Below are 22,794 nucleotides of genomic sequence, written 5' to 3'. Positions count from 1 at the left end.
CTATCCAGTGTAGGCCAGCAGTTGCTTGCGTAGCCCCTGCCCGCGCTCCATTAGCCCTTTTTGTCGCGCCACGTATTCCGCGCGTCCCGCAGCGGTCTCGATACGCACCGGCTCGAACCCCCAGTCGCGCAGGTCATAGGGCGAAGCCTCCATGTCTAACTGCCGCACGTCGCAGGCTAACTCGAAGCAGTTCAACCACAGCTCGCCGGGAACCAGCGGCCCCAGCTTCGTGGCCCACTTATATAGATCCATCGTGGCGTGGAGGCAGCCCGGCTGCTCCAGCTGGGGCTGCGAGTCGCGCGTGGGGGTGTGGGCGTTGCGGGGCGCGGCGGCGTCCGTAAAAAAGCGAAAAGCGTCAAAGTGCGTGCACTTTAACTGCGAAGCCTCGACGACCTCGTCGGTGCCCGCCGCTCCCAGCCGAAGTGGTTCGGGATGGCGTGGAGAATCCTTGTAGACCATCGCCCACTCGTGCAGCCCGAAACAGCCGAGCACGGGCGGGTGGCGGTGCGTCGCCTCCAACAGCCGGGCGATGTAGCGTACCGTCTTTCCGCGCGCTGCCATGTGTCGCTCCACGTCGAGGGTCCACACGTTGCCGCGGCGCACGTAGTGGTCTTTGTAGTGCGGCAGGTCGTCTCCGCCATCCCACACCACGGCCTTATTGACGCCCGGATGCCAGTGGCTGAGCTTCCCAGGCGTAGTGGGGTAGTAGGTGAACATGAAGTCCCACACCGGGTGCCTTTCACACTCCGCGCGGCGCCGGCGGTGCCCCTCGGTCAGTCGCCGGACACGCGCCCGATGGGCGGCCTGCCTCTCCCGCCAGTCGTGCAGGACCTCAGTCATGGGTCCAGTCGCGCACGGTGCCGACGAGCTCCTCGATGATGTCTTCCAGCGTGATCATGCCGATGATCTGCCCGCTAGCATCCACCACGGCCGCAATGTGGCTGGAGGTGCGGCGCATGTTGCGCATCGCCACATCAAAGTTAGAACCAGCCTTGACCTCCAGCAGCGGGCGGATATCCGTGGTATCCAGCTGGCCGTTCGGCTCCACCAGATTGTCCAGCACGTCCTTGACGTGCACGTAGCCAATCCACTTGCCGGTCGCATCAGTAACGGGGAAGCGGGAGTAGCCCGTCTCCTGCACCGCCTTCTCCACGGCGGCTACCTTCATGCGCGAGCCATCCTGGGGGATGCTGTGCACCTTGGCAGCGGGGATCAGCACCTCGTCCAGCGTGCGGCGGGAAGAGCCCAGAGCCTTGTTCAGGCGGTTGGCCTCCTCTGGGGCAATCAGCCCCTCGGAACGAGAGTCCTGGATCATACTTGCCAGCTCGGAAGGGGAGACCGTGGAATCCAGCTCGTCCTTCTGCTCCACACCTACCAGCTTCAACGTCTTGCGCGCGATCCAGTTCAGCAGCTGCATGATGGGGTTCGTCACCTTCACGAACAGCAGGTGCAGCGGCACCACGAACGTCGCCACCGTTTCTGGCCCGGCCAGAGCGATATTCTTCGGCACCATTTCACCGAGGATGATGTGCAGCATCGTCACCAGCAGCAGGGCGATAGCAAAGCCAACCGGGTGCAGCAGCTCCGGCGGCAACCCCAGCGCCTCGAAGGGCGCCTCGATCAGGTGTGCGATCGCAGGTTCGCCGACCTTACCCAGCAGCAGCGAGGCAATAGTGATGCCGAACTGCGCGCCCGCCAGCATGATCGACAAATGCTCGGTGGCATACTGCACGCGCTTCGCGCGCTTGTTGCCGGTGGCCATCATCGATTCCAGGCGGTCCTTGCGCGAGGAGATCAGCGAGAACTCAACCGCCACGAAGAAGCCGTTCAGTGCCAGCAGGAAGACGGTGAGAACAATGGCCCAGATATCACCACTCATTACTTCGCCTCCTCCTTAGTCAGCGGTCGCAGTAGGACCTTATCCACGCGCCGGTTGTCCATTTCCTTGATGGTGGCCCCCCAACGGCCGGTCATGCCAGTTTCGAAACCTTCCATCATTTCGTGATCGCCCACGGGGAGCAGAACCTCGTCACCTTCGACGGGGATGCGCCCCAGTGTGGCCATGATCAGACCGCCGAGCGTATCGTAGTCGCCCTCCGGCGCGGTGTAGCCCACGGCGTCTGGCAGCTCGTCGGTGCGAACCAGTCCGGAGACCTCCCAGCTGGCTCCGGTCTTGCGGACTTCCTTGTCCTCCTCGACGTCGTCGTGCTCATCCCACACCTCGCCGAGAATTTCCTCGACCACGTCCTCAATCGTCACGATGCCGGCGGTGCCGCCGTACTCGTCAACGACCATTACCAGCTGCGAGCCGGCGGCACGCACCTGGTTTAGCACGTCGTCGCCGCTCAAGGAATCCGGTACGGAAGGCACGGACTTCATCAGCTGATCCAGGGTCGTAGCGGGCCGTGCGTCGTGGGGGATGGTCAGCGCGTCCTTCACGTGTACCACGCCCGCGGTCTCGTCCAGATCCCCGCGCGTTACGGGGAAGCGCGAGTGGCCCGTCTCCAATGCCAGCTCGATCAGATCCTGCGCGGTCTCGTCGACGGTCAGAGATTCGACGGTCGATCGAGGTGTCATCACGTCTTCCGCGGTGGCGTCGCTAAACTTCAGCGACAGATCCAAAATTCGCGCTTTGTGCTCGGAGAACCCACCGTTACCCGTCGAGTGCCGCACCAGCGCCGATAGCTCTTCGGCCGATCGTGCAGACGCCAACTCGTCCGCCGGTTCAATCCCCATCTTCCGTACGATTGCATTCGCCAGCGCATTCATTCCGTTGATAAACCACTTCAGCGCGACGTTGAAAACCCACACGGGGCGGATAGTAGAGCGCGCGGCACCGATTGGGTTGGTGATGGCGAGGTTCTTTGGAACCAGCTCGCCGAACACCATCGACAACACCGTCGCCACAATCAGCGAGAGCACCATGGCAATCGGCATTGCCGCGGCTTCGCTCAGCCCCGCCATTTCCAGCAGCGGATCGAAGAACTTTGCCAGAATCGGCTCGGCCAGGTAACCCGTGGCCAGGGTGGTGATCGTAATGCCCAGCTGGGCTCCGGACAGCAAAAATGACAGCTGCCCGTGAGCCCTCTGAATCAGCTTCGCGGTGCCGTCGCCCTTGGTGCGGGCATGCTCGTCGATGGTAGAGCGCTCTAGCCCCGTCATCGCGAACTCCACGGCCACGAACAGGCCAGTAGCGCCGGTCAACAGCACAAAAAGCACTAGCCCGACGATGGAAAGCAGAATTTCCACGGGTGTTCTTCGACTCCTAACTCTTTCTTAGTGCGGCGATCAGCTTGGCTCCCGGCAGGACGGTCGGGTGCACACCGGCCTTGGCCATCATTTTCTCTGTGTCACGCTGCGCATCGGCGAAGGTCAGCGTAACCACGGTGCCACTGGCTCCGGCGCGCGCCGTGCGCCCGGCCCGGTGGACGTAAGCCTTGTGTTCCGCGGGCGGATCGATGTGCACGACCAGCTCCACGTCCTTCACGTCGATGCCGCGGGCGGCGATGTCGGTGGCCACCAGCACGGAGTTCTTACCCTCCGTGAAGCCATCCAGCGCCGACTGGCGGGAATTCTGCCCCTTGTTCCCGTGGATTCCCACGGCGGGCACTCCCGCGCGCACGAGCTTCTTAACCTGCCGATCTACCGCGTACTTAGTGCGCATGAACATTACAGTTCGCTGACGCAGTTTTCCAATTGCCACGACCAGCTCGTTGCGTTCCTCGCGGCTTTCCACCACGCCCAGAAGGTGGTTCATCGTGTCCACGCTCGCCGTGGCCTCACCCGTCGAATGCGTCACCGGGTCGCGCATGTACTTATCCACCAGCACCTGCACGTCGCCATCCAGCGTGGCGGAAAACAGCAGGTGTTGGGTTCGTTCTGGCATGCGATCCAGCAGCTTGGTCACCTGGGGTAAAAATCCCATGTCCGCCATCTGGTCCGCTTCGTCGATGGCTACGACCTTTACATCGCTAAAGTCCAGCACGCCCTGCCCCAGCAGATCGAGGGCACGCCCCGGGGTAGCCACGAGGATGTCTACGGGCCTGGCCAGCGAGGTGATGTTGCGCTGAATTTTCACGCCGCCGACGACTTCCAATAGCCGCTGCCCGGCTGCGTTGGCGATCGGATCCAGCCGCGAACGGACCTGCGTCGCTAGCTCTCTGGTCGGCACTAGCACCACGCCACGTGGCTTTTTTGGTTTGGACGCCCCCCGCCTCAGCAGCTGAATCATCGGCAGCCCGAACGTGAATGTCTTGCCGGAACCTGTAGGTCCACGCCCCAGCACGTCACGCCCGTCGACAGCCGCCGGGATGGCGGCAGCCTGAATGGGGAAGGGTGTGGTTATTCCCTCGGCGGAAAGCTCCTTGGTAATGCAGTCATCTAGTCCGAGCTTTCCGAACTCTGATCGGGACAATTACGCTTCGACCTCGCTACGGTCCCCGGACCACAGGGTGTGGAATGAGCCCTCGCGGTCGGTGCGGCGGTAGGTGTGTGCGCCGAAGTAATCGCGCTGGCCCTGGATCAGGGCGGCGGGCAGGCGCTCCGCACGCAAGGAGTCGTAGTAGGACAGGGAAGAGGCGAACACCGGCACTGGCTGGCCCAGCTGGGTAGCCAGGATGACCACGCGGCGCCAGGAGTCGATCAGGCCGCCCAGCTCGCCCTTGAAGTACGGGTCCAGCAGCAGAGAGGGCAGCGCCGGGTTGGCATCGTAGGCCTCGCGGATGCGGTTCAGGAACTTCGCACGGATGATGCAGCCGCCGCGCCAGATGGTGGCCAGGTCGCGGGGATCGACATCCCAGTTGTGTTCTTCGGAGCCAGCCTTGATCTCGTCAAAGCCCTGCGCGTAGGCCACCAGCTTGGAGGCGTACAGGGCGCGACGGACGTCCTCGATGAACGCTTCCTTCGGCACGTCCAGGGTGGCGAGCTCGCCGCTAGGCAGATTGCCAATGGTGGCGTCGCGCTGCTCGCGGGCGCCGGACAGCGCGCGGGCAAACACTGCCTCGCCGATGCCGGTCGTCGGGATGCCCAGATCCAGCGCCGCCTTCACAGTCCAGCGGCCGGTACCCTTCTGACCTGCCGAATCGACAATCACGTCGATCAGCGGCTTGCCGGTCTTCTCATCCACCTGGGAGAGCACCTCGGCGGTGATCTCGATCAGATAGGAATCCAGGTCGCCCTCGTTCCAATTCTTGAAGACCTCGGCGATCTCCGCCGGCTCCATGCCTGCGCCGTAGCGCAGCAGCTGATACGCCTCGCCAATCACCTGCATGTCGGCGTACTCGATGCCGTTGTGAACCATCTTCACAAAGTGGCCCGCACCATCGGGGCCGATGTGCGTCACGCACGGCGTGCCGTCGACCTTCGCGGCCACGGACTCCAGCAGTGGGCCCAGAGCCTCCCAGGATTCCGCCGGCCCGCCGGGCATGATAGCCGGTCCGTTCAGGGCGCCCTCTTCGCCACCGGAGATGCCGGCGCCGACAAAGTTCAGCCCGCGCTCGGACATCTCAGCTTCGCGGCGAATGGTGTCGGTGTACAGGGCATTTCCACCATCGATGATGATGTCGCCTTCGTCCATTTCCTCGGCCAGCTGGGAAATAACGGCGTCCGTACCAGCACCCGCCTGCACCATAATCAGCGCGCGACGCGGCCGCTCCAGCGACTTAACGAAATCGGCGATCGTTTCGGAGGGGACGAAGTTGCCGGTCTTGCCGAAGTCCTCCATGAACTTCTCGGTCTTCGCGGTGGTGCGGTTGTAGACAGCCACGGTGTGGCCGTTGTTGGCAAAGTTCCGGGCGATGTTGGAGCCCATGACGGCCAGGCCAACAACGCCGATTTGGGCGGTTCCTTCAGCAGTAGTCATGGTTTTACATCTTACAGGGCGAGGTGTTGGTTAGGCTTAGGCGCATGTCCAATATTTTCATTGAACTAAGTCGCGTAGCCACCGAGCGGGAACTCACCGGCGAGGAGATTTCTACCCTCAACGAGCTGCTCCAGAAGCATCCGACGCTTGACCGCACCCTGGGCGTGCAATACCGCGCCGTGGGGCCGAACAAGTTGGAGCTGGCCCTCGAGATTACTGCCGACCACCTGCAGCCCTGGGGAGTGACGAACGGTGGCGTATACGCCAGCCTGGGAGAGACCGCCGGCTCCATGGCTAGCTTCATCGCCGCGGGCGCCGGTCCGGCGGTCGTGGGCACGTCCAATCAGACGCACTTCCTGCGCCCGTCGGTAAAGGGCGACGTTATCGTCACCACCGCCGAAGCAGAGCACGTCGGGCGCACCACGCACCTGTTCCGCATCGAGCACACAAACGAAAAAACCGGCAAACGCTGCGCCTTGACGTTCCTCAAGACGCAGGTTGTGCCGGATATGCCGAAGGCTTAGTCGGATACCGCGCGGGTGTCGCGCCCCTCACCGAAGCGCAGGTTGTCGCGTACCTCGATGGAGCGGATGCCTTCCTTGTCTTCCAGGTCACGCAACTTACGCAGCGCGTTGCGAGCGTGCAGCTGCTGGCGGGTGGCAACCAGCTGCCAGCGGCGGCGGGATACGGAGTTCAGGCCCCAGCTGAAGGCCGCGACCGCACGGTTGCGGAAGCCGACCATGTACAGCAGGTGCAGCAACAGCCACATGACCCAGCCGAAGAAGCCGGAAACCTCAGCCTTGTTCATCTTCACCACAGCGTTGAAGCGGGAGACGATGGCCATGGAGCCCTTGTCGAAGTAGCTAAACGGCACGCGCCCCTCGTGGGAAGTACCGTTGTTGACCTCGTCCAGAATAGTGGTTGCTGCGTACTGGCCACCCTGCATAGCCACCTGGGCCACGCCCGGCAGGCGGTCTTTGCTCATCATGTCGCCCACGATGAAGATGTTGTGGTGGTCGCCCAGGGTCAGGTCGTCGTTGACCGGCACCCGGCCAGCGCGGTCGACCTCGATGCCCGCCTGCTCGGCCACGTGCTTGCCCAGCGGGGAAGCGGCCACACCAGCGGACCAGATCTTGGCGTAGGAGGGCACGAAGAACTCTTCCTCGGTCTTCATGTCCTTGTAGCGCACGCCCTCCTTGGAAACGTCGGTGACCAGGGAGTTGAGGATGATTTCCACACCCAGGTCCTCCAGGCGGCGGGCGGCCTTGCGGCCGAGGCGCTTGCCGAACGGCGCCAGCACCTGCGAGCCACCGTCGATCAGCAGGATGCGCGTGTCCTCAGTATCGATCTCGCGGAACTCGTCGCGCAGGGTGCGGTGGGACATCTCGGCCAGCTGTCCGGCCAGCTCCACACCGGTGGGGCCGGCGCCGACGACCACGAAGGTTAGCAGGCGCTTACGGGCCTCCGGGTCGGTGGTGATTTCGGCGCGCTCGAAGGCGCCCGTCACGCGCGCGCGGATCTCCAGCGCGTCGTCGACGGACTTCATGCCCGGCGCGAACTCTGCGAACTGCTCGTTGCCGAAGTAGGACTGGCCAGCGCCGGCCGCCAGGATCAGGGAGTCGTACTTCAGGACAGCGTCGGTGCCGCCCAGGTCGGCGGTGACAGTTTGCTCGTTGATGTCCACGTTGCGAACCTCGCCCTTGACCACGCGGACGTTGTCCTGGTCGGCCAGGATCTGGCGGATGGACGGGGCGATCTCGCCCTCGGAGAGGATACCGGTCGCAACCTGGTACAGCAGCGGCTGGAATAGGTGGTGGTTCGTCCGGTCGACGATCGTGACCTTGACGTTCTCGTTCTTGAACTTCTTCGCCGCAAACAGTCCGCCGAAGCCCGCGCCGATGATAACGACGTGGTGGCGGTTTGATGTGCTGGTCATCTAGTTGCTTCTCCTCAATGATGGTTGTAATCCGGCACTATCTTAATTGTTTCAGCGTCGCGCTTCACACCGAGAACCCCCGGTTCCGAGAAATTCATGCTATTTCGGCTGTGCCTCGGAAGCCAGAAGTTGTTTTCCTAGTAACTTCGGGGGGAGTTACAGCGCAAAAGGAAGGCAGGATGACGTCTCCGTACATCGACGAGGATCGCTGGCCGCGCCTCGTGGCCGCCCCGCACGCTCGCTTCATGGGCCGTCGCGCCGAAGCCGTGACCGCGCGCATGGAAGCTCTTCTTTCGTCTCACGGTATTGCTTTGGACGCCGGCACGGTGCCGCACATGGTCGTTCGGGATGGCCAGGTGATCGATCGGGTGGTCGCCGAGGGGTGGCTGGGCTTGGCGGAGGGCTACATGGCCGGGGAGTGGTTCGCTGAACCCCTCCCGGAGGTTCTCGGAGCCCTGATGGAACAGCCCTTCGAAGGGAAATTCGGCGAGTTCTTCGCCCGCCGCACCGCGAAGCGTCGTGGTCCGGCTTCCGGTGAACTACCAGAGGCCCTAGTGGAGCTCTACGCCGGCGCCACCCGCGCGACGGGTGCTGCGCAGTTCAGCAGTGCCTCCCGTACCAGTGCCCACGACGGGGGCATCGACTTCACCTGGTTCGGAGATCCGGATCAAGTGGACCGTCTGGATCTCGACGACGCGCAAGCCCGTCGCATCACTACCATGCTCGACGAAGCCGAGGTGGGGCCTGGCGACCGCGTGCTGGAAATGCCTTCTTCCGGCGGGCAGCTGGCCGTGCAGGCAGCCAAGCGCGGCGCGCGTGTGGACGTGCTGACCAGTGACGAAGACCACGCAGATGCCGTTCGCGCCCGCGTCCATGCAGCCGGTGTCGGAGGAGCAGTCACTGTGGAGCGGATAGCCGGGCCGGTGCCCTCCCCGCGACAGTGGTCGGGCCGCTACGAGGCTGTTTTCTCCGTAGAGCGGATGGAGACCCTCGGCGTGGGTGGTTTGAGCCACTACCTTAAGGCCGTGGATCGCATGCTTTCCGATGATGGTCTGGCCGTGATCCAGTCCATCGTCGCCACCGACGAGATGCGCGAAACCGTCCGCGAGTCGTTGGATGTCATGCGCGCCTACGTGTGGCCCGCCCTGGAGTACCCCACTGTCCAGCAGGTGCGCGAGGCCGCAGCCGAGCACACCCAGCTGACCGTCGTCGCCGAGAACAACCTCAGCGCCCATCTGCGCGCCACCTTGCCGCTGTGGCGCGCGAATTTCCTTTCCCGCGAACGCCAAGCCGCGGCCGCCGGGTTCGACCCGGTATTCCGACGCCTTTGGGACTATCAGCTGGCTTTGCACGAGGCCTTGGCCGCCGGAGGTGACATTGGATGCGTCCAATTCGTTCTCGGCCCTAAGTAGTTTCGCGATTTTCCCCACAAGGATCGTCATATAGTTTTAGCGTAATAATAACTATTGGCGATTTACCTTGAGAGGAACGCTCCCGTGACTACTCCAACTAACCCCGATGTCATCATTGTCGGCGCCGGCCTGGCCGGGCTCGTCGCCGCCTATGAGGCGCAGAAGTCGGGTTTGCACGTCTTGATCCTGGACCAGGAAAACCGCAACAACCTGGGCGGGCAGGCCTTTTGGTCGCTGGGGGGCCTGTTCTATGTAGGTAGCCCCGAGCAGAAGCTGATGGGGGTAAAGGACTCCGAGGAACTTGCCTGGCGGGACTGGGAGAACTCCGCGCAGTTCGATGACACTGACAACGACTACTGGCCCCGCCGCTGGGGGCGCGAATACGTCCGCTTCGCCGCTACGGAGAAGCGCGACTACCTCAAGTCTTTGGGTCTGAACGTACTGCCCACCGTCGGCTGGGCCGAGCGCGGTTCCGGAGACGCCAGCGGCCACGGCAACTCCGTGCCCCGCTTCCACCTGACCTGGGGCACCGGTCCTGAGGTCGTGCGCGTCTTCCGCGAGCCCATTGAGGCCGCCGAGGCAGAGGGCAAGGTCGAGTTCCGCTTCCGCCACCAGGTCGACGAGCTAGTCGTAGAAAATGACGCCGTCGTCGGCGTGCGCGGCAGCGTGCTGGAACCGAGCGATCTGGACCGCGGCGTGGCGTCTTCTAGAAAGACCGTAGGGGAGTTCGAGCTGCGCGCGCGTGCTGTCGTCGTAACTTCCGGCGGCATCGGCGGCAACCTCGACCTGGTGCGTCGCGCGTGGCCGACCGACCAGTGGGGGCCGGTGCCGAACGACATGGTCACCGGCGTGCCCGCGCACGTCGACGGCCGCATGATTCAGATCTCCGAGTCCGCCGGCGCAAACCTGGTGAACACCGACCGCATGTGGGCCTATACCGAAGGCATGAAGAACTGGAACTCCATCTGGCCCGGCCACGGTATCCGCATCATTCCGGGACCGTCTTCGCTGTGGGTCGACGCGACCGGCAAGCGCTTCCCGTCCAACCTCATCCCGGGCGGCGACACGATCGCCACCATGAAGCACCTCGGCACCACGGGCCACAGCTACTCCTGGTTCATCCTCAACAAGACGATTGCCGACAAGGAGTTCATCTTCTCCGGCTCCGAGCAGAACCCGGACCTGACCATTAAGAAGGTCAAGAACCTGTTGTCCAAGGTTGGCCCCGGGACTCACCCCGCCGTGAAGGCCTTCATGGACCACGGCGAAGACTGGGTAGTTGCCGATGACCTCGGCTCCCTGGTCGAGGGCATGAACGCCATCGCCGACGAAGACGCACCCGCCCTCGACGTCCATGACTTGCGCCGGGTGAGCGAAGACCGCGACTCGCAGATCGACAACAACTTCAGCAAGGACGCGCAGGTCAACTACATCCGCACCGCCCGCGGCTACCTCGGCGACAAGATCGTCCGTTGCGCCGCCCCGCACCGCCTGCTCGACGAGTCGAAGGGCCCACTGATCGCCGTCAAGCTGCACGTGCTGACCCGCAAGACCCTTGGCGGGATCGAGACCGACCTGTCCGGCCGGTGCCTACGCACCGACGGCTCGGTGTTGCCGGGTCTCTACGCCGCGGGCGAGGTCGCCGGCTTTGGCGGTGGTGGCATGCACGGTAAAAATGCCCTCGAAGGCACGTTCCTCGGCGGCTGCATCCACTCCGGTAAGCGCGTCGGCGAGAACCTGAAGGCGACCATTGCTGAGCTCTAACCAATGGCGCAACGAGGCTCTGGAACATGGCGCGGTTCCGCTCATTGAGAAGACCCTGCGCCGCATCCGCGCCCAGGACCGACACTTCAACGCAGTCTCGGTGCTTCTGGACGATGAAGCGCTGGCAGCCGCCGCCGACCTAGATTCCAGCACCGACCCCGGCCCACTGCACGGCGTGCCGGTGCTCATCAAGGAGGAAGTCGCGGTCCGCGGAGTACCCACCACCTTCGGGACGAACGCGAACCCCACGCCCGCTACCGCCGACGACGAAATCGTTCGCCGCTTGCGCAAAGCCGGGGCGATCATTCTAGGCAAAACCACCATGCCTGCGTTTGGCGCCTTCCCGTTCACCGAGTCCGAGGCCCGCGGGATCACCCGCAACCCGCACAATCCGCGTTTTACCCCGGGCGGTTCCTCCGGAGGCTCTGCAGTCGCCGTTGCTGCTGGCTGGGTGCCCTTCGCCGTCGGCGGGGACGGTGGCGGGTCCATCCGCATTCCCTCCGCGCACTGTGGCCTGTACGGTTTGAAGCCCGCGCGCGGCACTCTCCCCGGCGAACTGTGGTGCCGCCTCGGCACTGCTGGACCCATCGCCCGTACTGCACGCGACTGCGCCCTTCTTTTTGACGCCCTATCTGACTCCGTCGCTACCGAAACCGAGGGGGCGTCACTAAGAATCGGTGTGAGCCTGCAACCCTCAACGCCGCTAACCCCACCACACCGAGACCACGTCCGTGCTGTGCACGCGATGGCTGACCGGCTGCGTGGAATGGGCCACGAGGTGCGCGACTACACTCTGCGACATAAGGACCCTACGGCGGCTTTCGTCACGCAGTTCTTTGCTGGAATTCGCAAGGAAATCGCTGACCTTGAGTTTCCCGAGCGCATCGAAAGGCGCCACAAGGTCACCCGCGCGGCAGGAGTGTGGGCGCAAGGTCCGGTGCTGCGCTGGGCGGAGGGCTTTTCCGATCGGTTGGGGGAGCAATTGGATCGGGTTTTCGACGAGATCGACGTGCTGCTGACCCCAACCGTCGCTTCCCGCCCGGCGCGCGCCGGTGTGCTGTCGGGCAAGGGAATGTTGGCGGCACAGATCGCGAGTTTGCCCTCGGTTGCCTTCACAGCGCTGTGGAATGTGTCCGGACAACCCGCGATGAGCATCCCCGCAGGTAGAGGAATAGATGGCCTACCCATTGGCGTGCAGCTCGTAGCTCGCGACGAGCGGCTACTTCTTAACCTTGCCGCTTCATTATCCGCGCCATAGCCTCCGTCATGACGCGCCGTGGCATGCGCTGCGAGATGCTTGTTAGCACCTTGTTGCGCGTGCCCGCGACTACCGATGGTGGCGGCGACTTGCGCAGTAGCGCTTCAATACCCGCGGCGACAACGTCGCGGCTGCTCATGCGCTTCAGCCCACCGTCGGCGCGGTCGCTGCCCGCCACCCGGAAGAATTCCGTTTCGGTCGGTCCCGGGCATAGCGCCATAATCCGCACGCCGGAGCCCTTTCGCTCCGCGTATAAACCTTCGGTAAACGACAGCACAAACGCCTTCGTCGCGCCATAAACCACCATGCCGGGGGAGGGCTGGAACCCCGCAATGGACGCCACATTCAGGATGAAGCCATTCCCGCGATCCTCGAACCGCGGCAGGAACATGTGGGTCAGCTCGACCAGTGCGTGGACATTGACCGCAATTTCTGCGCGCAGGCTGTCCGTCGGGATGTCACTAAAAGACTCGTAGTTCGCGAAGCCCGCGTTGTTGACCAGCGAGGTTACCGTGATCCCGCGCGTGGACAGCTCCCACGAGATCTCGCCCGCCACGCCGTGCTCGGATAGGTCTTTGGCTATTACCTCGACCTTTACCTTATGACGCCTCTTAATCTCCGTCGCAATCCTGTTCAGCCGATCCTGGCGGCGCGCGACCAGAACGAGGTTTGCGCCCTTGGCTGCCAGTTGGGTGGCGAATTCCTTGCCGAGACCCGAGCTGGCGCCGGTGATGAGGACGGTTTCTTGGGAGAGGTCCAAAGTGCTCATGATGTCATTTTTACACGAAATCTGGGGGTTGGGTGGCGAAAGAAGAATAGGTCAAACGTTCTAGTAAAGATTGAGTCTTGGCATTTAATTTGCTAAGGGTATTGACACTGTTCGATTGTGTGTTCTAAACTAGGTTTAGTTCACGAAGGGGATCGTATGAACACCACTACACTCACCACAAACTCCACCGAGCCACCGCCCGATACCGCCGAGCCTTACTACCGGCTTGCGCGTTCCGACGACCCGCTAACGGCGACGTCCCGTGCCCTCAATCTGACCCACCTCGCCATGGTCGAGCAGTCTACTCCGGCGCCGGACGACCTCGTTCCCGACCATGTTTCCAAGCTCGCCGTGCGTTTCGGTATCAGCAAGGTAGTGGCGGCCAACTATGCCGACGCTGGACTGATGCTCCAAGTCTTCCCACAACTCCACCAGTTGTTCCGCAGCGGCGCTTTCACTATTCGCCATATCCAGCAGGTCATGGAGGCGGTTCAGGCTGTAGCCCCGGACAACCGCGGCGAGGTGGAGCAGGAGATCCTGAAGGCCCTCAAACCCACCGTGCCGAACCAGCAGGTTCCCACCCCGCGGGCGGCGTACAACAAGGTCAAGGCGATTGTGGGGGACCGGGACAAGCTGGCGGCTCCATTGGACGTTACTCCGCCCATGGATACGAATTCGCCGGAGCTAATGATCGACCGCAGTCAGTACGAGACCACTGCGTTTACCCTCACAGTTCCGCGCCTGCGTGGCGTGGAACTGCACAAGGCGGTGAAGGCGGCCTCCCTGAAGCGCGGATGCTCCATGGGAGAGGCCTTCCTGGCGATGCTCGAGCAAAACATCACCACCGATGTCACCTTGAACCTGTATAAGGCCGTCGGGTCGCAACCCCGCGGAGTCTTCGCCGAGGACCACTGGCTAACCGAGGCCGCTAGCTGCGAGTGGCTTGCGAAAGTCACCCACCTGGCGGCTCCCGGGTACACCGCGACGGAGGGATACCAGCCGACGGAGTTGCTGCGGGCGTCAGTAATAGGGCGCGATGGGCACTGCCGTTTCCCAGGCTGCGATGCGCCGGGGTACACATGCGACATCGACCATGTGCACCGCCACGCCGACGGCGGACCGACGTCAACGGCGAATATGCATCTGCTTTGTCGTACCCATCACCGCCTGAAGACGGCTGGTACCTGGGACGTCGCGCTGCACGCTGATGGCATCGAAGTGTGGACCTCGCACGGTGACAGCCACGAGGTTGTGACCGTGCCCGATGGGCCGCTGGCGCGCGAGAACTTCGCCGAGCGTGGGGTGCGCAAGGCGCGGGTTGTGCGCAAACTCAACGAGGAGAAGCTCAACGCTGATCCGATGATGCCACGCGGGCTGTCTATCACCCGTGAGGAGCTACAGAAGATGCTGAACTGCGCCTCCGTAGAGGAAATTAAGGAAGAGCTCCAGCGACGTATCAACAGTGAGATCACGATTGCCAACGCCATCGCAGAGTTGGCGCGAGAGGAACTAGGCAGCCAGATCGAGCAGCTCGAACAGTTGCACAGGGACGAGGAGGAGCCGCCGTTCTAGCCACTACTTAGAGGAGGTGACGGGCAGAACCAGCAGCGCACCGAACACGCAGATTATGCTGCACATCAGGAACATGCCGGGGTAGTCGAAATGCCTCAGCGCGAGGGCCGCCAAGCCGCCGCAGAACATGTTGCTCACTCCCTGGGTGAGCGACATGAGTGATACGTCGCGCGCGCGGTTTTTCTTACTGGGCAGCGACTCATTGACCATGGCCTGATCCACGCTGCTGAACACGCCCCAACTCAACCCCAACAGCATCGCCGCGGCATAAACCAATCCCATGCCGGTGGCGATAGTCATCATGCCCGTAGCAACAGCGACACCAAGTGCCGAAATGACCACCAGGATCTTCCGTCGCCCCAGCCGATCCGACACGCCACCGCTGATAAACGCCGTGATGATCGTGAACACCGCATACAAGGCGGTGAGCGCCAGCACGCCCGCGTCCGGATCCGGTACGCCGATGTGGTCGCGCAGGTAATACAGCAGGTAGAACAAGCTGGTGTAGTTGGCTAGGTGGATCACGAAACGGCTGGTGAAGACAAGCCAATAGTTCCGATACGACCCCTCATCGCCGACCGTCACAGACAGCGAATTATGCGGTTGGACGTGTACATCAACGCGGCCGCGCCCGACGGCGAATTGGAAGATGAAAAGAAGGGAAATGGCGCCCACAGCCCAGTACGCCTGCTGAATCGGCAAAGCCGTCGCAACCGCGGTCCCGCCGACAATTCCAAATGTGTATGTTGCGCCGACGATTCCGGAAACCAACCCGAACTTCTCCTGCGGCACAACATCAGCGGTGACCGTCATGAGGTTATTCGTTACGAAAGCAACGAATACCTGGACCAGGCACCACAGCCCAGTTAAAACCCAGAAGCTGGGTGTGAAAGACATCAACAGCAACCCGACAGTGGCCAGCGGCGCCGCCAGTAACACCCACGGCAGGCGCTTACCCCAGCGGTTCACCCAAAACCAGCTGCGGTCTGCAATATAGCCGGTCAGCAGGCTGGAAACGACGGCAGTGGCTCCGCCCAACATCATCATGAGGGCGAGGGAATCTTCCTTGGTATCCGGGCGCAGCTGGATCATCTGCAAACCCAACAGAAGTTGCGTCGGCCCAGCCCAGGAAAACACTGAACCGAAAAATGCGATGCCGAACTTCCAATAGAACAGCCGCGGCTCGCGCTCGGCGGCGGTGAGTGTTTGCAACATTAGTGGCCTTCCTCCCGGAACCTCGCATCAATTTCTGGGGTAATAGCACCCTCGCGGATCAGTTCCTGCAGTAGTCGCCCCGCGGGTTTGACCTGCCGTTCTATATCCACCACACCGAACTTCTGCGCCATGCCCTCTGACCACTCCCAGTTGTCGACGAAGCACCAGTGGTAGTACCGCTCGACCTCCGGCAGGCGGGACAGCTCCGCCAGATGATCCAGAATGAAAGCGCAGCGAAAGCGCTCGTGGGCATCGGCAGTGCCGTTTTCCGTGATCCACACGGGCAGTTGGTAGCGGCGTGCCAATTCGCCGGAGACCTCGGTAATCCCCGGCGGATAGATCTCCCAGCCGAGATCATTGGTTGGGGTGCCGGGGAACGTGGCGTCGGAAAAACCGCGAACCGCTGTGCGCGAGTAATAGTTGATGGCCACAGCGTCCGCGAAGACCCCGCCGCTGGGAACCTCGATGTCCGGGCGGCCGAGTAGGGGGTGGAAACGCCCCTCGAAGAACGCGGGTTCGATTGCACCCTGGAATAGCCACTCGACCAGGGGCGTAAGGGTGCGGTGGAGAGGGTTGCGCGGGTTCATGGGGGCGAAAACGCGCCGGTGGTGGGCGAAAGTTACGCGCGGAGACTCGAGGCGGGAGTGTATACGCTGGTAGGCGAGTAGGTGAGCGGCCGCCATATTGCGCAAGCACGGACGGACTTTAGCGAGGCCGCCGCGGCCGGGTGGGGTAGAGCCGAAGAGATAGGCTTCGGTAGCGAAGACATTGGGCTCATTGATAGTGATCCAGTCGTGCACGAAGTCGCCGAGATGGTCTAAGACAACGTCGACATAGCGGAGGAAGATCTCCACATTGGCCTCGCGGGTGAACGCCCCGGTGGCTTCGAACCACGCGGGATGGCCGAAGTGATGCAGCGTAACGAGTGGCTCGATGCCACGTTCCCGCAGATCCAGGAACTCTTCGCGGTAGCGTTGCAGGGCTTCGTGGTCGTAGCGGCCGGGCTCGGGCTCGACGCGCGACCATTCCACGCCGACGCGTGCGATCTGTAGTCCGAGGTCGCTCATGAGCTGGTTGTCTTCGCGCCAGCGGCGCCAGTGGTCAGTGGTGGGATGTGGGGTGGTGCCGTCTTTGGCGGTCCATTCGCTCCAATTGTTGGGGCGGGGTGATCCTTCGATCTGTAGTCCCGCCGATGCTGTACCGATGCGGATGTGGCTAAGGTCCATGTACTTAACTTATTGACGCCCTTAGTTTCCGTTGGCTAAGTTTTCCGTTTTACCCCAATGGGGGTAGTTGGTTTGGTAGAACTAAGCAATGATTAAAAAGACGACAGCGCTCGCATGCGCTACAGCCATTGCAATTGCCGGATTCGCGACGCCTGCTCAGGCGGCAGAAGTGACAAAGAGGGAGAAGGTCGCATATTCCAATGTGTTCGGCGACCTGCATATGAGAATGCCGAAGACGGTGGATCGGATCGAGTACACGACGACCACTTCAGAGGGAAAGAAAGCACAGGTCAGTGGCTATATTGTGGAGCCGGTGGTGGAGTGGAAAGGCAAGGGGCCACGCCCCACGGTCGTCATTGGCCGCGGAACGGTTGGGCAGGGCGACCAATGTGCGCCGAGCAAGAACTGGCCTCTGGATGGGCAGCCGGATCCGATCAAGTCGAAGCGTTTGGTGAACCTGGAGGGAATCTACGACTGGGTATTTGCCTCTAAAGGCGTGCGTGTGGTGGTGACCGACTATATCGGTATGGGTACCCCGGGCGTGCATACGTATATGAACCGGGATGACCAGGCGCACGCGATGTTGGATGCCGCGAGAGCTGCGGGCGTGGGCGACGGTCCGGTGGCGTTTTACGGGCACTCGCAGGGCGGCGGCGCATCTGCAGCGGCGGTGGAAGCCGCGGGCGAGTATGCGCCGGAGCTAAATGTGGTGGGTGCGTACGCGTCGGCGCCGCCGGCGGACTTAGAGGCCGTGCAGCGCAATATCGACGGTTCGGACCTTATGGGAGCGATCGGCTTTACGATCAATGGCCTGCTGGAGCGTTATCCGCATTTGCGGCCACTGCTTGATGAACACCTCAATGAAGAAGGCCAAGAGGCGCTAAAGGATCTGTCTACGATGTGCACCGGGGAGATTACGGAGAAGTACGGACACAGGAAGACGAGCGAATGGACGAAGTCTGGTAAGACGCTCGACGAGCTATTGAAGGATATGCCAGAGGCACGGGAGGCTATGGAGCGCCAACGCATTGGCACTAAGCGTCCGGTGGCGCCGGTGATGGTGATATCTGGGCGTCATGACAAGAACGTTGAATACAACCAGGCGAAGGAACTAGCGCGCACGTGGTGCGCGAAAGGTGCGCAGGTGGAATACCGCGACGACATCATGCCACCGGTGGGTGAATACAATCACTTCATTCAGGCGGTGACAGGTGGTGCGTTCGGTATCGACTTCATCCTGAAGCGTTTCCGCGGCGAACCGCTGGGGCGGACATGTGAGGGGCCAGTGGGGCAGCTGCAGGGCTCCGTGGAAGGAAGTGCAGCAATGCCGAACGTGATTGGAAGCTAAAGTGTCATAATGTATATTATCGGCTCTGCCACAGTTGGTAGCACGTGGCAGCCAGGAATAGTACGCAGAATGCGGCAAAGAAATACGTTACCGCCGTACCCTTCCACAGCAGATAGCCGATGAAGAACAACAGCACGACGATGCGCATGATGCGCGAGTACTTGAGCAGCTCCGGAGACATGTGCCTGAGCTTACTTAACCTGCTCGAGCACCAACAAGAGATCCACGGTGCCTTCGTCGGCGATTGTTGAGGCGACGAACTGCGGAGTCTCGATGCCGAAGTCGCCGCGCTTGAATGGAACGTTGCCTTGTAGAACCACGTTCTCGCCCGTGCGCAGAACCTTCAGGTCCGTGGTCACCGAGTTCTTCTGGCCGTGCAGCTCCAGATCGCCGGTGATCTTCACTTTGTCGGTCGTACCGTCGTCCGGCAGCTGAGAAACGTCGGCGGGTTTCGTCAGTGTAAAGGAAGCCTTCGGGAACTCATCGGTGTGCAGGATGTGGTTTCGCACGTTGATGTCACGCTTTTCCACGTCGCTGCTGATGCTAGCGACGTCGACGGTGACCTTACCCTCGGTGAGCTTCTTGCCTTCGACCTTGAAGTCTCCTTCAACCTTCTCTGTGCGGCCGGAAGTGGTCTTGGAGCCCGAGGGTAGCTTCTCGTCGAAGGTGTAACCGGCCTGTGAGGTATTGTCACCGGCTCCCCTTACCACGTGCCAGGAGCCGTCTACACCCACGCTCGCAGGCTCGCCACCTGCGGTTATGTCTGCGGTACGGAGCCCGCGGTCGCTGAAGAAATTCACGACCAGCGGCCCGAATGCCATCAGCACACCGACGATCATGCCAATTACGGCGAGAGTGATGATTCCCTTACGCATGCCCTACAGCATAGCCCTTCCTACTTGTGTCCCCTAAGTCGCTCGATGCGGCGGGCCAGGTCTTCTAGTTCGGACGCCAACTCCTCCACCGCCTCTATCGACTCCCCTTCCCGGACCGCCGTGCACAGATCCTCGGCCGCGCAGCGGAGCTCGAAGAGGTCGTCATGGAATCTTTCGACCGCGTTCGCTGACAAGATCACGGAATCGGCTGGGATGGAGGTGCCTGCCAGCTGTGCGCGTTGCTCGTAGGCACGCTGGCGACACGACTGGTTGCAGTACTTGCGCGGCCGGTTCGTCGGCCCGGGCTCAATTACCCTGCCGCACCAGGCACAGTGCTTCGGTCGAGGCATGGAACAATTCTTAGTAAGACTTCGTTGTTATGATGGATTAGTTCAAACTGATTGAGGAGTGATTGATAATGGCCGATCGCGTTCTGCGCGGAAGTCGCATGGGTGCCGTTTCTTATGAGACGGACCGCGACCACGACCTAGCTCCCCGCCGCATGGTGAAGTACCGCACCGAGGCTGGGGAAATTTACGAGGTCCCCTTCGCCGACGATGCGGAGATCCCCCAGGAGTGGATGTGCAAGAACGGCCAGCTAGGCACGCTGGTGGAGGGCGAAGGCCAGGAATCCAAGCCGGTGAAGCCCCCGCGCACCCACTGGGACATGCTGCGCGAGCGCCGCAGCCTCGAGGAGCTGGATGAGCTTCTCGACGAGCGCATTGAACTGCTCCGCAAGCGTCGCCGCACCGCGGTGAAGCTGATGAAGGAGCAGCAGGAAGCGAATCAGAAGTAGTTGCGTACGGTGCCCGCACCGATGCGCCAAGACTCCTGAGCCAGGTACTTCACCTGGTGGAAACGGTGCACGGCACCCCACTTCGTCACCTGCAGCAAAGCCTCGGAGACGATGTTTCCGCTCATCTTGGAATCACCGATCTCGCGCTCGGTGAAGGTGATCGGTACCTCGCGCACGTCGAAGCCGGCCTCGACGGCGCGCCATGCCAGGTCCACCTGGAAGACATAGCCGGCGGAATCAACGGCATCCAGGTCGATGCCCTCTAGCACCTCTCGGCGGTACGCACGGTAGCCGCCCGTGATGTCGGACAGGCCCGCGCCCAGCGCCACGGAGGCGTAGATGTTGCCGCCGCGGGACAGGACTTCGCGGCTGACCGGCCAGTTCACGGTCTTGCCACCCTTAACATAGCGGGAGCCCAGAACCATTTCCGCGCCGGAATCGATGCGATCCAGCAGCAGATACAGTTGCTCGGGAGCGTGGGAGCCGTCCGCGTCCATCTCACACAGGATCTCGTAGTCGCGTTCCAGACCCCAGTGGAAACCAGCGATGTAAGCGCCGCCCAGGCCACCCTTGCCGCCGCGGTGCATGACGTGGATTTTGGGGTTGTCAGCGGCCATCTCGTCTGCCAGCTCGCCGGTGCCGTCCGGGCTGGAGTCGTCGACGACGAGCACGTCCACGCGCTCGGGCTCGGCCTTCAACAGCCGGCCGATGATGAGAGGGAGGTTTTCCTTCTCGTTGTAGGTCGGGATGATGACCAGTGTTTTATCGCTGAGCTTATTCATGAAAAGCTTTCTTACCTCTCCTATAAGTAAATGTCACGGACAGCAGACCCAGGATAGCCAGGATCCGTTCCACCCACGGGCCGACGCGGGCTGACAGTGTCATTGTATCGCTAAGTGGCAACTCGGCCTCGAGGGCGTCAGAAGTAAAGATGGCGGTGCGCTGCTCTACCGTGCCGTCGGGGGCGACGATCGCCGAGACACCCGAGGTCGCGGCGACGACCACTGCGCGATCGTACTCCTGTGCCCGCATGCGCGACATAGCGAGTTGCTGGTACGTCATGTCCGTGAAGCCGAACGTCGCGTTATTGGTCGGGCTGGTTAGGATTTGCGCACCACCCTGGACGGCCATGCGGAAGGCACCGTCGAAGCTGACCTCGTAGCAGGTGGCCACACCGACGGCGACGTCGTCCATGTGCACTACGCCGTTATCATTACCGGGCTGGAAGTTGCCGGCACGGTCGACGTACTCGCTGAACCGGCGTAGGAAATTACGGAACGGCATGTACTCGCCGAAGGGCTGCAGGTAGCGCTTGACGTGCCTCTCCCCTGGCCCGTCGCCGTCCCAGGCGACCATCGTGTTGTGCTCCGGGCTGACGGTGCCCACGAGAATCGGCGCGCCAACCGACCGCTGGGCGCGCTCCACCTGCTGGCGCGCGGCGGTATCGGTGAGGGGATTGACGTCGGCGGAGTTCTCCGGCCAGATGACGATGTCCGGATGGGAACGCAGCTTCTCCGTCTGGCGCACGTGGTTGTCTAGAACCGCGCGGCGCTGCGCGTTGAAGTCCAGCCCCAGGCGCGGGACGTTGCCCTGTACGGCGACGACGTCCACGGTGCGGTCGGCAGGCGTGGTGGGAATGAGCAGTGCATAGGCGCCGATCATGGCCACCACTCCGACGAGGGTGCACGCGGGAACAACGTGTTTGCGGGCACTGAGCGCCAGCAGTAAGCCGATCAGCACCACGGCAAACGTGACTACCGCTGGTCCGCCGAGGCGAATCAGCCAGCTGAGTGGACCGCTGGCCTGGCCCCACGCGATGCGCCCCCAGGGAAAACCCCCGAAAGGGAAGGAAGAGCGCAGCCACTCAGTCGCGACGAACCATGCGGGGATGCCGACGATTTTGGTGGCGAGGGGGCGCCTGACTAAATACTTAAGCCCTATGCCGAACAGCAGACTGTAGAGAGACTGGATGAAGGCCAGAGCGATCCAGGCAGCAGCCCCGACGAACTCCCCGACCCAGGGCAGCAGCAGGCCGTATATGGCCAGCCCCTGCACCCATGCCATAAGAACGGCGTGGCGGTGGTCGGCGAAGTAAAAAAGCAGCGCAAAGCCGAGCGGCGCCGCCCACCACAGGCCGGTCGGCTCGAAGGCGGCGAAGACCATCACACCGCTGAAAACAGCGGCGAGGAGCCTAAGGATCATTCGTTTTCGCCCGCGCGGTGGTCTATGACGTCTCCCCAACCACCCGTATTCTGTATGCGATTAACGCGGGTGTAGGTCGTTACGCCGAAGCGCTCCAGAGAACGGCGGGCGGCCTGACCCAACCCCTTGCGGATGAGGGTGCGTGTCGGAGGGATGAGGAAGAACAAGCCCAGGAAGCTGGAGACTACGCCGGGTACGGCGACGCAGACCGCCCCCACTACGGACAGCGCCATGTCGGCGGAGAGCTTCCCTGGGTTATCGCTCTGCTGTAGGGCGCGGACGGTGAGCTCACGCATCTGCCAGGTGGCCAGGATGATGCCCAGGACGAACAGTCCCAGAACGGTGAGTAGTGCCCAGCCCCAGCCGATCCACACTCCTAGCAAAATAAAAGCGATGATTTCCACGACGAGATACACGGCAGGTAAGAATTGCATAATGGTGGGGAAACTCCTATAGTATCCGTCTGAAAATTTGTTATGAAAACGCGATCTTGGTAACGGAATCGTGCTTACATAACGATAACGAAGGTATGGAACAAATGGTTCCTACACGCCATGCTTA

22 protein-coding genes are annotated in these 22,794 nt (G+C 62.2%); 7 read left to right on the top strand and 15 right to left on the bottom strand.

Features of this window, described 5'->3' with window-relative positions; translation table 11 throughout:
* From ACKFRT_RS03450 to gndA, 5 genes are read right to left on the bottom strand one after another with little or no spacing between them, the layout of a single operon-like run.
* Entirely contained in the window at positions 1–840 is an 840-nt protein-coding gene (locus tag ACKFRT_RS03450) for a 3-methyladenine DNA glycosylase (RefSeq protein WP_408925755.1), read from the bottom strand.
* The gene (locus tag ACKFRT_RS03445; protein ID WP_408925754.1) at positions 833–1,879 is read right to left on the bottom strand and encodes a hemolysin family protein; all 1,047 of its coding nucleotides are present in this window, start codon (positions 1,877–1,879) and stop codon (positions 833–835) included. Before ACKFRT_RS03445 ends, ACKFRT_RS03450 begins: the two co-directional genes overlap by 8 nt.
* On the bottom strand, positions 1,879–3,249 hold the full coding sequence (locus ACKFRT_RS03440; protein WP_408925753.1) for a hemolysin family protein: 1,371 nt from the start codon (positions 3,247–3,249) through the stop codon (positions 1,879–1,881). Before ACKFRT_RS03440 ends, ACKFRT_RS03445 begins: the two co-directional genes overlap by 1 nt.
* Positions 3,250–3,265: 16 nt before the next feature.
* Positions 3,266–4,414 carry a DEAD/DEAH box helicase gene (locus ACKFRT_RS03435; protein ID WP_408925752.1) on the bottom strand — a complete coding sequence of 383 codons (1,149 nt, stop codon included), beginning with the start codon at positions 4,412–4,414 and terminating at the stop codon, positions 3,266–3,268.
* Positions 4,415–5,860, bottom strand: coding sequence for an NADP-dependent phosphogluconate dehydrogenase (gene gndA / locus ACKFRT_RS03430; protein WP_408925751.1), 1,446 nt, complete (start codon positions 5,858–5,860; stop codon positions 4,415–4,417). It lies immediately after the preceding gene.
* 44 nt (positions 5,861–5,904) lie between these two features.
* Here gndA and ACKFRT_RS03425 point away from each other — a divergent pair, with 44 nt between their 5' ends.
* Entirely contained in the window at positions 5,905–6,384 is a 480-nt protein-coding gene (locus tag ACKFRT_RS03425) for a PaaI family thioesterase (protein ID WP_408925750.1), read from the top strand.
* Here the strand turns inward: ACKFRT_RS03425 and ACKFRT_RS03420 are convergent.
* Positions 6,381–7,796: an NAD(P)/FAD-dependent oxidoreductase gene (locus ACKFRT_RS03420; RefSeq protein WP_296214522.1), complete on the bottom strand. Its 1,416-nt coding sequence runs from the start codon at positions 7,794–7,796 to the stop codon at positions 6,381–6,383. The genes ACKFRT_RS03425 and ACKFRT_RS03420 overlap by 4 nt on opposite strands.
* A 179-nt stretch (positions 7,797–7,975) precedes the next feature.
* On the opposite strand from ACKFRT_RS03420, the gene ACKFRT_RS03415 reads away from it, so the two are divergent.
* The 3 genes from ACKFRT_RS03415 (at position 7,976) to ACKFRT_RS03405 (ending at position 12,230) form a co-directional block, all read left to right on the top strand.
* Positions 7,976–9,208 (top strand): class I SAM-dependent methyltransferase, encoded by a 1,233-nt coding sequence (locus ACKFRT_RS03415; RefSeq protein WP_408925749.1) that lies wholly within the window; start codon positions 7,976–7,978, stop codon positions 9,206–9,208.
* Between the two features lie 84 nt (positions 9,209–9,292).
* Positions 9,293–10,972, top strand: a complete 1,680-nt coding sequence (locus tag ACKFRT_RS03410; protein ID WP_408925748.1) for an FAD-binding dehydrogenase — start codon at positions 9,293–9,295, stop codon at positions 10,970–10,972.
* The gene (locus ACKFRT_RS03405) at positions 10,959–12,230 is read left to right on the top strand and encodes an amidase family protein (RefSeq protein ID WP_408925747.1); all 1,272 of its coding nucleotides are present in this window, start codon (positions 10,959–10,961) and stop codon (positions 12,228–12,230) included. Before ACKFRT_RS03410 ends, ACKFRT_RS03405 begins: the two co-directional genes overlap by 14 nt.
* On the opposite strand, the gene ACKFRT_RS03400 is transcribed toward ACKFRT_RS03405, so the two are convergent.
* Positions 12,199–12,999: an SDR family NAD(P)-dependent oxidoreductase gene (locus ACKFRT_RS03400; RefSeq protein WP_408925746.1), complete on the bottom strand. Its 801-nt coding sequence runs from the start codon at positions 12,997–12,999 to the stop codon at positions 12,199–12,201. The two genes, ACKFRT_RS03405 and ACKFRT_RS03400, sit on opposite strands and share 32 nt — an antisense overlap.
* Before the next feature lie 156 nt (positions 13,000–13,155).
* Here ACKFRT_RS03400 and ACKFRT_RS03395 point away from each other — a divergent pair, with 156 nt between their 5' ends.
* On the top strand, positions 13,156–14,571 hold the full coding sequence (locus ACKFRT_RS03395; RefSeq protein ID WP_408925745.1) for an HNH endonuclease signature motif containing protein: 1,416 nt from the start codon (positions 13,156–13,158) through the stop codon (positions 14,569–14,571).
* Between the two features lie 3 nt (positions 14,572–14,574).
* On the opposite strand, the gene ACKFRT_RS03390 is transcribed toward ACKFRT_RS03395, so the two are convergent.
* Both ACKFRT_RS03390 and ACKFRT_RS03385 read right to left on the bottom strand, forming a co-directional pair.
* Complete coding sequence (locus ACKFRT_RS03390; RefSeq protein WP_408925744.1) at positions 14,575–15,786, bottom strand: MFS transporter; 1,212 nt, start codon at positions 15,784–15,786, stop codon at positions 14,575–14,577.
* Positions 15,786–17,012 carry a glycoside hydrolase family 1 protein gene (locus ACKFRT_RS03385; RefSeq protein WP_408925743.1) on the bottom strand — a complete coding sequence of 409 codons (1,227 nt, stop codon included), beginning with the start codon at positions 17,010–17,012 and terminating at the stop codon, positions 15,786–15,788. Before ACKFRT_RS03385 ends, ACKFRT_RS03390 begins: the two co-directional genes overlap by 1 nt.
* Positions 17,013–17,100: 88 nt before the next feature.
* Between ACKFRT_RS03385 and ACKFRT_RS03380 the strand changes: the two genes are divergently transcribed.
* The gene (locus tag ACKFRT_RS03380; protein ID WP_408925742.1) at positions 17,101–18,360 is read left to right on the top strand and encodes an alpha/beta fold hydrolase; all 1,260 of its coding nucleotides are present in this window, start codon (positions 17,101–17,103) and stop codon (positions 18,358–18,360) included.
* Positions 18,361–18,376: 16 nt separating this feature from the next.
* Here the strand turns inward: ACKFRT_RS03380 and ACKFRT_RS03375 are convergent, their stop codons facing one another.
* From ACKFRT_RS03375 to ACKFRT_RS03365, 3 genes are read right to left on the bottom strand one after another with little or no spacing between them, the layout of a single operon-like run.
* Entirely contained in the window at positions 18,377–18,541 is a 165-nt protein-coding gene (locus ACKFRT_RS03375) for a hypothetical protein (RefSeq protein ID WP_296214537.1), read from the bottom strand.
* A 10-nt stretch (positions 18,542–18,551) separates the two neighbouring features.
* A complete protein-coding gene (locus tag ACKFRT_RS03370; RefSeq protein ID WP_408925741.1) occupies positions 18,552–19,235 on the bottom strand; it encodes a YceI family protein in 684 nt (227 codons plus the stop codon).
* A 20-nt stretch (positions 19,236–19,255) separates the two neighbouring features.
* The gene (locus ACKFRT_RS03365; RefSeq protein ID WP_408925740.1) at positions 19,256–19,585 is read right to left on the bottom strand and encodes a hypothetical protein; all 330 of its coding nucleotides are present in this window, start codon (positions 19,583–19,585) and stop codon (positions 19,256–19,258) included.
* A gap of 68 nt (positions 19,586–19,653) precedes the next feature.
* Here ACKFRT_RS03365 and ACKFRT_RS03360 point away from each other — a divergent pair, with 68 nt between their 5' ends.
* Positions 19,654–20,031 (top strand): RNA polymerase-binding protein RbpA, encoded by a 378-nt coding sequence (locus tag ACKFRT_RS03360; RefSeq protein ID WP_296214542.1) that lies wholly within the window; start codon positions 19,654–19,656, stop codon positions 20,029–20,031.
* Here the strand turns inward: ACKFRT_RS03360 and ACKFRT_RS03355 are convergent.
* Genes ACKFRT_RS03355 through ACKFRT_RS03345 form a run of 3 tightly spaced genes read right to left on the bottom strand, consistent with a single transcriptional unit; the run spans position 20,022 to position 22,667 of the window.
* Complete coding sequence (locus tag ACKFRT_RS03355; protein ID WP_408925739.1) at positions 20,022–20,813, bottom strand: polyprenol monophosphomannose synthase; 792 nt, start codon at positions 20,811–20,813, stop codon at positions 20,022–20,024. The genes ACKFRT_RS03360 and ACKFRT_RS03355 overlap by 10 nt on opposite strands.
* Positions 20,806–22,233 carry an apolipoprotein N-acyltransferase gene (gene lnt / locus ACKFRT_RS03350; RefSeq protein WP_408925738.1) on the bottom strand — a complete coding sequence of 476 codons (1,428 nt, stop codon included), beginning with the start codon at positions 22,231–22,233 and terminating at the stop codon, positions 20,806–20,808. The genes ACKFRT_RS03355 and lnt overlap by 8 nt, the downstream gene beginning before the upstream one ends.
* A complete protein-coding gene (locus tag ACKFRT_RS03345; protein ID WP_296214548.1) occupies positions 22,230–22,667 on the bottom strand; it encodes an FxsA family protein in 438 nt (145 codons plus the stop codon). The genes lnt and ACKFRT_RS03345 overlap by 4 nt, the downstream gene beginning before the upstream one ends.
* Positions 22,668–22,794 lie beyond the last annotated feature (127 nt).

Origin of the sequence: Corynebacterium jamesii (assembly GCF_046097395.1) — a bacterium.
In the GTDB taxonomy this organism is placed as follows: Bacteria; Actinomycetota; Actinomycetes; order Mycobacteriales; family Mycobacteriaceae; genus Corynebacterium.
The sequence above is the reverse complement of the archived record's forward strand: the minus strand, read 5'-3'. Positions and strand labels throughout refer to the sequence as shown.